Annotated in this window: 9 protein-coding genes; 8 read left to right on the top strand and 1 reads right to left on the bottom strand. The window is 50.6% G+C overall.

Annotated elements, in window-relative coordinates:
• The 4 genes from MYY08_RS16285 to MYY08_RS16270 form a co-directional block, all read left to right on the top strand.
• A partial coding sequence (locus tag MYY08_RS16285) for a glycosyltransferase (protein ID WP_288014947.1) occupies positions 1 to 1,037 on the top strand: 1,037 nt, incomplete at its 5' end.
• Between the two features lie 55 nt (positions 1,038 to 1,092).
• Entirely contained in the window at positions 1,093 to 2,091 is a 999-nt protein-coding gene (locus MYY08_RS16280) for a glycosyltransferase family 2 protein (protein WP_159378785.1), read from the top strand.
• A gap of 95 nt (positions 2,092 to 2,186) precedes the next feature.
• A complete protein-coding gene (locus tag MYY08_RS16275) occupies positions 2,187 to 3,209 on the top strand; it encodes a polysaccharide pyruvyl transferase family protein (RefSeq protein ID WP_038625279.1) in 1,023 nt (340 codons plus the stop codon).
• A gap of 32 nt (positions 3,210 to 3,241) precedes the next feature.
• Entirely contained in the window at positions 3,242 to 4,720 is a 1,479-nt protein-coding gene (locus MYY08_RS16270) for a lipopolysaccharide biosynthesis protein (protein WP_288014944.1), read from the top strand.
• A 38-nt stretch (positions 4,721 to 4,758) separates the two neighbouring features.
• Here MYY08_RS16270 and MYY08_RS16265 read toward each other — a convergent pair whose 3' ends face one another.
• Entirely contained in the window at positions 4,759 to 6,585 is a 1,827-nt protein-coding gene (locus MYY08_RS16265) for a hypothetical protein (protein WP_288014942.1), read from the bottom strand.
• Between the two features lie 379 nt (positions 6,586 to 6,964).
• On the opposite strand from MYY08_RS16265, the gene galF reads away from it, so the two are divergent.
• From galF to MYY08_RS16245, 4 genes are all read left to right on the top strand, one after another.
• Positions 6,965 to 7,861 (top strand): UTP--glucose-1-phosphate uridylyltransferase GalF, encoded by an 897-nt coding sequence (galF, locus tag MYY08_RS16260; protein ID WP_084970981.1) that lies wholly within the window; start codon positions 6,965 to 6,967, stop codon positions 7,859 to 7,861.
• 48 nt (positions 7,862 to 7,909) lie between these two features.
• Positions 7,910 to 8,923, top strand: a complete 1,014-nt coding sequence (gene galE, locus MYY08_RS16255) for a UDP-glucose 4-epimerase GalE (RefSeq protein WP_038625283.1) — start codon at positions 7,910 to 7,912, stop codon at positions 8,921 to 8,923.
• Between the two features lie 555 nt (positions 8,924 to 9,478).
• Positions 9,479 to 10,534: a UDP-N-acetylglucosamine--undecaprenyl-phosphate N-acetylglucosaminephosphotransferase gene (gene wecA, locus MYY08_RS16250; RefSeq protein WP_288014939.1), complete on the top strand. Its 1,056-nt coding sequence runs from the start codon at positions 9,479 to 9,481 to the stop codon at positions 10,532 to 10,534.
• Positions 10,535 to 10,544: 10 nt separating this feature from the next.
• Positions 10,545 to 10,993: oligosaccharide flippase family protein (locus MYY08_RS16245; protein WP_288014937.1), on the top strand; the 449-nt coding region annotated here is incomplete at its 3' end.

Raw genomic sequence — 10,993 nt, 5'->3', positions numbered from 1 at the left:
ATAAAAACAGCGCGCGCGCCATCAGCCGCTTCAAAACCATCCTGAAAGGGCTGGCGCGAGGCAAGCTCCGAACGCTGCCGGCAATGAATTTCAAAAAATATGGCTATAGCGCCAAAAATCTCTCTCTGCCCGCGATTGTCGCCGCCAATAAAAAGACCTATGAAGCGGATCTCTTCATCGCGCACTTTGGTCCGGCCGGGGTGCTGGCCAACAAGCTGCGCAAGCTGGGCGTGCTGAAAGGAGAGCTTGCGACCATTTTCCATGGTTACGATATCTCCACCCACCGTATTCTGCGAACCTACAGCGACGATTACAAAGAGCTGTTTCGCGACAGTAAATTTATCCTGCCTATCAGTAAGCTGTGGGCGGAAAAGATCCGCGCGCTGGGCGGCGATCCCGCACGTACCCACATTATGCGCGTTGGCATTGATACCGATAATTTCCATTTCCGTCCGGCAAAGCCGATCGGGTCGCCGATTCAGCTGCTGACTATCGCGCGTCTCACCGACAAAAAAGGGATTTTCACCTCGCTGGAAGCCTGCCGCATTTTGAAAGAACGCGGCTATCAGTTTACCTATAACGTGCTGGGCAACGGCCCGCAGCGCGACGAAGTCGAACAAACTATCGCCCGCTACGGTCTGCAACAGAATGTTATTCTGCACGGTTTCCAGTCGCCGCAGGTGATAAATGACTTCCTGCAAAAATCGGACATTTTCATGTTGCCTTCCCAGACGGCGGAAGATGGCGATATGGAAGGCGTGCCGGTCGCGCTGATGGAAGCGATGGCGCGCGGCATCCCCGTGATTTCCACCTGGCACAGCGGGATACCTGAGCTGGTTGAAGATGGTCGAAATGGCTGGCTAATCAAAGAAAAAGACGCCGCCGGACTGGCTGACGTGATTGCGAAAATTGTTGATGAAAAGCCCGATTTAACGCCAATGCTGCAGGCCGCGCGTCGTAAGGTTGAGCAGGAGTTTGATAAAAATAAATCTTACGACAGCCTGATCAGGTTAATCAGCGGTCAACTGCATGCCTGAGAGCGCAAGCACGTTGGTAACAGGTTAAAAGAGCTTTAGAGAGATCATGATGTCTATGGAACGCTTAGTCAGCATACTGATTCCGGTATACAACTGCGAAAAGTTTATCGAAAAAACGCTGCTTTCGATTATTGAACAGAGTTACAAAAATATTGAAATCGTCATTGTTGACGACTGCTCGACGGATAGCACCCTGCAACGGGTGTACAACCTGCGGGATCGCTATCCGCAGGTGCGTTTCGTTATCCAAAAGAATCAGCCTAACCTTGGCGTGTCAGCGACCCGCAACCGTCTGGTCGCCGCTGCCAGCGGTGATTATATCGCTTTCCTCGATTCTGATGATTATCTGGAAAGCAATATGATTGAGGCGCTGGTCACCACGCTGGAAAGTCAGCAGGTAGATGTTTCGCAGTGTCTTTACTTTTATGAAAGCGAAGACGGTGCGATGAAAAAGGTTACTAACCACTACGCGCCATCCGGCACGCTGACCGGCAAGCAGGCGTTAATCGCCATGCTTGAGGGGGATATACCGGGCTTTCTATGGAACAAACTCTTTAAGCGTGAGCTGTTTGACGGCATCGCGTTTGATGAAAAGAAAATCATCTTTGAAGATTATGAAGTGCTGATACTTATCTTTAATAAGAATATTACTATGGCCTTCACTTCAGAGCCTCTCTACCATTATATCCAACGGCCACAATCGCTTACCAAGAAGTCATGGGATAAAGCAACCATGCGTCTGGATTACCTGCCGCTCACCGATCAGCTGACAGGCAGGGCATGGAGCAATAAGGAAGAGCGTAAAATTTTTCTGCGTCATAAATATTCGGTTATCGCGCGCGTGGCGTTTATGGCGGTTTCACGCGCCGTCAGTTTTTCCGCTGCCGTGCAGGCAATTAAAAAATGCCGTTCGCATCTTTCATTCCGTGAGTTTTACTCTGTATCGCCTACGTTAAATAAAAAAATTAATATCCTTAATGTCATGCTGTTCACGTCACCCTATATGTTGGTTTTATTAGGTCGTATGGGTAAGCATATTCTGAAAAGAGGATAAGTTTACCTGCTGGCAAAAAGGGTGAAGATATCTGTCGATAAGGATGTAGTAGCCTTTTAACATTTTTAACCTTGGTGATTATTTAGGAGAAAAGAGTGAAAGTTCATTATTATAAAACAGCCGCAGGCAATTTCGGCGACGATTTAAATGAATGGCTGTGGCACGATTTATTACCAGGGGTTTTTGATGATAACGAAGAGTGCCGCTTTGCCGGCATCGGTACGATTATCAGCTCCGCGCTGCCGCCCGCTAAAAAATGGATCGTATTCAGTAGCGGCGTCGGTTATGGCGTGCCGCCCGCTAACTTCGGCAATGAAAGCTGGAATATTCTCAGCGTGCGTGGCCCGCTGACGGCGCATGTCCTGGGCCTGCCGAAAGAAAAAGCGATTACCGACGGCGCCGCGCTGCTCAGTACGCTGCCGGAATTCCAACCTGTTCCCGAAGCCGAGCGTAAGGGCGTTATTTTTATCCCCCATCATGACGCGCTGAAAACCGGTCAATGGGAAGAAGCCTGTCGTCGCGCCGGGGTGGAGTACATCAGCCCGCAGGGCGACGCCAAAACCATTATCAACCGCATCCGTCATGCGAAACTGATCCTGGCGGATGCGATGCATGCGGCGATCATCGCCGATGCGATGCGGGTGCCGTGGGTGCCGCTGGTGAGCTCCAGTCAGATCAACACCTTTAAATGGCTCGACTGGACGCAGACCATCAACCAGCATTATCAGCCGCTGGTGCTGGGCAGCAGCTCATTCCGCGAATCGATGCGTAATAAAACCCTGGCGCTCTATGGGGAAAATTACCATCTGAAAAACGCCGACGTTGATTACGCCATTAAGGAATTCATTCGCGTACGTAAACAGAAGAGCACGCCGTGGTGGCCGCACTATCTGAAATACACGCGTTACTTCTCGCATGAAGTGCCTGACCGTCTGTTTACCGGTGCGGAAACACGCTTCAATATGAAATGGAACGACCGCTATATCGATCAGGCAGCGGCGAAGCTGCGTCAGGCGGCTCAGCTGGGCGGTCAGCGCAGCGACGACAGCGTGTTTTACGAGAACGTGGAAAAACTACAGGAGCGGTTGCGCCAGGTTGAACTTATCGCCCGCGCGTAATGTTGAAATATTCCACTCGTCAGGACATCACAGTGAGAAAACAGTCAGATAAACCTACGCCTAAAGGCAGTATCGCTTCTGGGGCGGTTTGGTCGATACTCGATAACGTCGCTGCGCAGGGGATAACGTTCGTTATTTTTCTGGTGCTGGCGCGTTTACTCGATCCGCATCTCTACGGCATGCTCAGCGTCTCCATTTTGATCACTCAGCTGTTCAGAACGGTGATTTTTGAAAGTATCGCCACGTCGATCATACGTAAACATGAGCCGACTGACGAAGACTTCAATACGGCTTTTTTGAGCTGCTGTATTTTTGCCGTGCCGGCATTTCTTATTGTCTTCTTTTCCGCCAACATCCTTGAAAATATGATGCATATCCACGGACTTGGCGATGTGATCCGTGGGACCAGCGTGATTATTCTGGTCAGCGGGCTGAGCAAAGTGCATGAAGCCTGGCTGACGCATCGTCTGCTGTTCCGCTCATTGGCGATTCGTTCGATCACCTCTATCGGTTTGGGCGGCATCGTGGGGGTTTATCTCGCCTGGAAAGGAATGGGCATCACCAGTCTGGTGATGCAGCAGGTGGTGACCTCGGTCGTGGCGACGATAACGCTGTGGCTGGCGACGCCCTGGAAGCCGCGCCTGCGTTTTTCCATGGCGTCATTTAAAGAGTCGATGCGCTTTTCGCGCCATGTCGCGCTAAGCGGCATGACTAACTTCGCTAACCAGAACAGTGATATTTTCTTTATCACCTATTATCTGGGTAGCGCGGCGGCAGGGGTTTACTCGGCGGGCAAACGTATCGTCAACACGCTGAATACCGTTATGGCGACGGCATTGATGCGCGTTTCGCTGCCTGCGTTTTCCCGCGTGAAAAATCAGCTGGATGAGTTCAAGTCGCACTATCTGAATGCGACGTTCTTTACCATCCTGCTGACGGCGCCTGCCTTTATCGGCCTTTGCTATCTGTCGCATGATGTTACCTGGCTGCTGCTGGGGCAGAAATGGATGGCGTCGGTGCCGGTTATGCAGATTGTCAGCGCGACCGGGTTTATCGTCTCTATCGGCTATTACAACCATACCGTTATGTTTGCCCGCGATCGTCCAGACTGGCAGTCGCGCCTGACGCTGCTCTATGCGGTCACCAACATTACCGTTTTCTTTATTTTTGTCCGCTACGGGCTGGTGGCGATGGCGCTCTCCTATTCGCTGCGTACGTTACTGCTTTATCCGGTCTCGGCCTGGTGTGCGCTAACGCTGCTTAATGTGACGTGGAAAGAGTATCTGGCGCAGATAACCAGCCCGATTATTGGCTCGCTGGTGATGTGTCTGGGGCTGTTTGCCATGGACAGCGCGCTGGGGCTGAAAACCGGATGGGAAAAGCTGCTGCTGGATATCGCCGCTGGCGCGGTTATCTATGGCCTTTATGTGCTCATATTTATCCCGCGGCATAAGTTGGCAATCTTTTCTAACGCCGTCGCGATGGTGAGAAATCGCAAGAAACCTGCCTGATAAAAAAAAGCCTCAGCGTAAAAGCTGAGGCTTTTTTACTATGCGGGCTTCACCTGCTTCTGCGTGGCCAGATTGAGCCAGGGAGAGTCAGGATTATCGCCCAACGCCACCCACACGGAATTATTGTTTACCGACACATTCTTACCGGCATATTTATTACGCTGGTTAAGCTGCGATTGGGCTGAGGCAAGCTGTTCGCTGCTGTAGGTAAAGTTGCTGGTAATGCCGATATTATTCTGCACGCTCCAGGCGATATCAGGCGAGGCGCCGTTGCTATAGGCGATGGGCATTTGATTACCCGACAATACGGTGTTATCGCTAATGGTCAATGACTTCGTGATGCCGCTCAGGTTAGCGAAGCGTCCTTCACCGCTCACCTGCGTGTTTTTAATGCTCAGGTTATCCAGATTTGGCAGTTTAAACGCGGTGCTGACGTTAAGATAGGTATCGCCGTTTACCGTAACGGTGCCGCCTTTGCCGCGCGCCATTTCTAATCCGGTGCCTTCGCCATTCAGTTCGTGATAGCTATTGTTACTGGAAATAAACACGTTTGGATTAGCTGTGATTAACGCCACACGTGCGAAGCCGCGCGTATCAAGATTGTTAATGCGGAAGCTTTTCGGCTGATTCAGGAACAGGGCGGTGTTGGTGCGTGCGCCTTCATTAATCATGCTGCCGGAAAGGGTTACGTCGTGATCGCCAGTCTGGGTGGCGATAGCAAAGCCATAGGCTTTCGTGCCTTTGGCGATCAGCACCGTACTGTCGATATTTACGCCTTCATTAAAGTTAACCACCGCGATCGCCGCTTTGATAGGGCGCCAGGCATTGCCGTTCAGGATATCCGGGCTGTTGCTGTAGCGAATAGTATTTTTAACGTTGATGTTTTTGCACTGAATGTAGGCTTCACCCCACCAGGTAGCGCCGCCCATCGAGATATTGCCAATCGATACGCCGCCAATAATGTTTTCCATCGCAAAGTGGCGCCGGAAGCTGCCCTTCGCCATATTGTTGGCCATGATGATATCTTTATGGTCAAAATCGCGCAGATGCTTGCGCGCTCCAGGCAGCCCTTCAGCATGGAACGCCAGACGCGCATCCTCGCCTGCTTTGCAGTAAGCGTGGTTGCCGGTCATGATCGTGCCGGAACCCCAAATGGTGACGGCGTCGCCGCGATCTTCGCCCAGCTTGGAGTGCAGATCGCGCATGCCGGTGCCGGCGCCCAGGCACTCTAAAAACCAGTTATCGATAATCTTGGTGCCGTAGGCGCCGAAGCCAGCTGGCGCAATCACCGACTGCAACATACGATAAAAATAGCAGTTCGCCACCTGGCAGTAATTGGCGGAAATCATTAATCCACCCTGACGGCCGCCGGTTTCGCTTTTCAGTAGCATCGGGTTATCAAATACCATGCCGTGTATTTGGGTGGCGTCAGCTTTCAGCTCCAGCAAAAATTCATTACCCATATTTCCCAGCGGGGTAATGATGCCGTTTCCCCGGCCTTCGATGATTTGGTTTTTTAACGTTAGCTTGACCGATTTATTAATGCTCACCGGCGTGTCGATAGTAAGGTATTTCTTATCTTCGACCAGTTGTTGAAACGCGGCGTAATTATCTACCGGGCCGTTGCCGTTACGGCTGTCGCTACGGATTTTCGCCCAGGAAGTTGATGCATGGTCGAGAATAATGCCGGGCGCGCCGTCAATTTTCCCCGCGGCGCCGCCTGCTGCCGGGGAGGGCGCGGCGGCGGCGTTCGCCCGCGTCAGGCTGCCTATCGTGCCGACGGCGGCCGCAGAGACCAGAATTTTAGTCAGCGCCTTACGTCGTGAGGTGATGCGTTCTTCACTGGCTTTTTCATTAGTGCTCATTTCTGACCCTTATAAGAATGATTACGCCAAATTGCATTATTCATTACGGCATGGTAAATGGAAGATGTAATATTTAAAATCAGATAAAAGAAAACGCTTTCTTACATTTGCGCGCATGCGACAATGCTTATCAGATTAATCTCAGCGAATAAAGCTTGCCGTAATTAATAAAATTGTTTAGATCGTTTTCTATTAATTTCTACCGCAGATGTTCACGCCCGATGGATTAATTATTGCAATTGCCTACCTTAACGCGTTTTTTGTTTTTACTTCATCAGCTTTTTCCTGGCAGGAAAATTTTCAGAATAAGATTATACTTGACGATCATGCATTTATTGCATAATCGCGTAATGTCTTCACATCATTATATGGAAAAAATATGACCAAGCTTAAAGCAGTTATCCCCGTTGCGGGTCTCGGTATGCATATGCTCCCTGCTACAAAAGCCATTCCTAAAGAGATGCTGCCTATCGTTGACAAGCCGATGATTCAGTACATCGTTGATGAAATCGTCAAGTCGGGCATCAAGGAAATCGTGCTGGTCACTCATGCGTCCAAAAATGCCGTTGAAAACCATTTCGATACGACGTATGAGCTGGAAGCGCTGCTGGAACAGCGCGTGAAGCGTCAGCTGCTGAGCGAAGTGCAGTCTATCTGTCCGCCGGGCGTAACTATCATGAACGTGCGCCAGGCGCAACCGTTGGGTCTGGGCCACTCCGTACTTTGCGCCCGTCCTATGATCGGCGACAATCCTTTTGTGGTTGTGTTGCCGGACGTCATCATGGATGATTCCACCGCCGACCACCTGCGTTATAATCTCGCCGCAATGGTCGCGCGCTTTGAAGAAACCGGCCACAGTCAGGTGCTGGCGAAGCATATGCCAGGCGCCGATCTGTCTGAATACTCTGCAATTTCGACGAAAGAACCGCTGGAAAACGAAGGCAGCGTCAGCACCATCACCAGCTTTATCGAAAAACCGGAGCATCCTGAACAGCTCGATTCCGACCTGGCGGCGGTAGGTCGCTATGTACTGTCTGCGGATATCTGGGCTGAACTGGAAAAAACCGAGCCGGGCGCATGGGGCCGTATCCAGCTGACGGATGCGATCGCCAGCCTGAGTAAAAAACAGCCGGTTGACGCCTGCCTGATGACGGGCAACAGCTTCGACTGCGGCCGTAAGCTGGGTTATATGCAGGCGTTCGTTACCTATGGTCTGCGCCATAACCAGCAGGGCACAGCGTTCCGCGACGCGATAAAGCAATTGTTGGCAAAATAATTCCTCACTATTTCACGCCGCGCGTCTGCGCGGCATAAAGGAGTTCACATGGCTATTTTGGTAACGGGCGGAGCGGGCTATATCGGCTCTCATACGGTGCTGGCGCTGTTGCAGCGCGGCGACGACGTTGTGGTAATGGACAACCTCAGCAACGCTTCGCGGGAGTCGATTCGCCGCGTCGAGAAGCTGGCCGGAAAAAAAGCCACCTTTGTTGAGGGCGATATTCTGGATCGCGCCTGTCTGCGCGATATCTTTACCAGCCACGCCATCAGCGCTGTTATCCATTTTGCCGGTTTGAAGGCGGTGGGCGAGTCGACCCGCAAGCCGCTGGAATATTACGAAAATAATGTCTCCGGTACGGTGGTGTTGCTGGAAGAGATGCGCAACGCCGGCATCTATAACTTTATCTTTAGCTCCTCCGCGACCGTCTACGGCGCCAACGCGCCGGTGCCTTATGTTGAAACCACGCCGATCGGCGGCACGACCAGCCCTTACGGCACCTCTAAGCTGATGGTCGAGCAGATCATGCAGGATTACGCCAAAGCGGACAGCAAGCTGAAGGCGATTGCGCTGCGCTACTTTAATCCGGTCGGCGCCCATGAGTCTGGCGAAATCGGTGAAGATCCCAATGGCATTCCTAATAACCTGTTGCCTTATATTGCGCAGGTCGCCATTGGCCGTCTTGATAAGCTCGGTATCTTCGGCGCGGATTACGACACGAAAGATGGCACCGGTGTGCGCGACTATATCCATGTCGTCGACCTGGCGGAAGGGCACCTGAAAGCGCTTGATCATCTCGATCGCATTCAGGGCTACAAAGCTTATAATCTCGGCGCCGGTAAAGGCTTCTCCGTTATGGAAATGGTGAAAGCGTTTGAAAAAGCGTCTGGCAAACCGGTGCCCTACGAAATTAAACCGCGTCGCGACGGCGATCTGGCGGCGTTTTGGGCTGACGCCTCGCTGGCGGATAAGGAACTGGACTGGCGCGTCACGCGCGGTATCGATGAAATGATGCGCGATACCTGGAACTGGCAGTCGAAAAATCCGAACGGTTATCGTTAAAATTAAATTGGTCTAATGTATTGCATCGCGCAACGGCCTTATTCGCTTCTGTTAAAAACCGGCTGCGTCGACAACATAACAGACAAAACTTATGGCTTCTGGCAACAGAAGCCTTTTCTGTTTCAGGCTTTGGTTCAACGCCAGATAAACAAAAGTGTGATTAGCGCAACAGGCTGATGCGTTAAAAGCGCATTGTCTGAATCAATGAATAAGATATTTCGCATTCGCCCGCCTAATGACGACGTGAGATGATATTTTAAGCGCTTTGCTTGCTTTGCAAACAATCAATGCGGATAAAAGTATTAACAGCATAAGTCAACGCTAAAACAGGCAATTTTATGCTTGTCTGCGCACGACGATAGTACGAGAATCGTAAACTATTAGCGCACGGTTACCTCTGTTTCTGGTTGCGTCGCGAGAAAAAATTACCAGGTTGCTCTCACAGGCTATGCTTGTTTGAGTCCTGAGCCACTGAAGCGTCTGGTTGCTTAAAGCCAGGGGCGGTAGCGTGGACATTTTCAAGTATCTCTGGTCAATCTCAATACTGGTGCACACATGCAAGATATCGTGCTTGTTTTCCTGGGAGCGCTGGCTCTGCTATTTATCTCGCGCAAAGTGGCGAAGAAAGTAGGGCTGGTCGATAAACCTAACGCGCGGAAACATCATAACGGGCATATACCGCTGGTCGGCGGCGTTTCGGTCTATCTCTCCCTGTGGATTATCTATATTCTGCAGCCGGGTTGGCTGCCGGACTTCACCCTTTATATGGCGTGCGCCACGATGCTTATCGTGGTGGGCGTGCTGGACGACAAGCTTGATCTGCCGGTGATGCCGCGTATGGCGCTACAGGCGCTGGTCGCCAGCATCATGATGTACAACGGCCTCTACCTCTATTCGCTCGGCAATATCCTGTTCGGCTACGAGCTGGTTCTCGGCGTGCTGGGCTACGGCGTGACCCTGCTGGCGGTGGTCGGCGCGATTAACGCCTTTAATATGGTCGACGGCATCGACGGTCTGCTGGGCGCGCTTTCCTCCGTCACCTTCGGCGCGTTGGCCACCGTGTTCTGGATGGGCGGGAACGATGAGATAGCGTTATGGTGCCTTTGCCTGATGGTCGCCTGCCTGCCGTATATACTGCTCAATCTCGGCATTCCCTGGGGACGCAAATTTAAAGTCTTTATGGGCGATGCCGGCAGTACGCTGATCGGCTTTACCGTCATTTGGCTGCTGATTGTCGCCACGCAGGGCGACGATGCGGTAATGCAGCCGGTCACCGCGCTGTGGCTGATCGCCGTGCCGCTGATGGATATGCTGCGCGTGATGATCGCTCGCATCAGAAGAGGGGACAGCCCGTTCAAGCCGGACCGGGAGCATTTGCACCATGTGTTGCTCCGAAGCCAATTAACATCCCGCTCAACTTTATTAATAATGACATCTTTAGCGTCACTACTATCCAGTATAGGTCTATTCCTTAATTGGTATAAAGTTTCAGAGGGGATACAATTATTATTGTATGCAATTATATATTTCGGCATGGTAAATGCGATGCCGTTTATCTGCAAAGACACACTTTACTTCAGTAAAAATACAAGACTGAATGATCAAAGTTAATGGTAAATATGTGAATATAAATACAACGCTTAATAAAAATATATTCTATCTTGCATTAGTTCAGGGTAGCGCTTATATCCTTCCTTTATTAACATTCCCTTATCTTGTTAGGGTTCTTGGTCCCACTAATTTTGGTATTCTTGGCTTTTGTCAGGCTACAATGCAATATCTTGTTATTTTAACAGACTATGGGTTTAATTTAACTGCTACACAAGAAGTAGCTAGAAAACGAGAAAATAAAGATAAGCTAACTGTTCTGTTTTGGAATGTTATCTGGAGTAAATGTTTTCTTGCATTTATGGCTTTTTTTGCCCTCTTTTTAATGTGCTTATGGATACCAAAATACCAAAATAATTGGTATGTGCTTTTGGCTTTTACACCGATGGTATTAGGAAATGTAATTTATCCAATATGGTTTTTTCAAGGTATGGAAAAAATGAAATGGATAACGGTATGCAC

Source organism: Mixta sp. (assembly GCF_024610815.1).
GTDB lineage: Bacteria > Pseudomonadota > Gammaproteobacteria > Enterobacterales > Enterobacteriaceae > Mixta > Mixta calida.
Note: the sequence above shows the minus strand (reverse complement) of the source record. Positions and strands in the feature narration are given on the sequence as shown.

Coding starts and splice junctions, on each gene's coding strand:
- wecA (WP_288014939.1), top strand. CDS start 9,479: ATGCAAGATATCGTGCTTGTTTTCCTGGGAGCGCTGGCTCTGCTATTT.
- MYY08_RS16280 (WP_159378785.1), top strand. CDS start 1,093: ATGGAACGCTTAGTCAGCATACTGATTCCGGTATACAACTGCGAAAAG.
- galF (WP_084970981.1), top strand. CDS start 6,965: ATGACCAAGCTTAAAGCAGTTATCCCCGTTGCGGGTCTCGGTATGCAT.
- galE (WP_038625283.1), top strand. CDS start 7,910: ATGGCTATTTTGGTAACGGGCGGAGCGGGCTATATCGGCTCTCATACG.
- MYY08_RS16265 (WP_288014942.1), bottom strand. CDS start 6,585: ATGAGCACTAATGAAAAAGCCAGTGAAGAACGCATCACCTCACGACGT.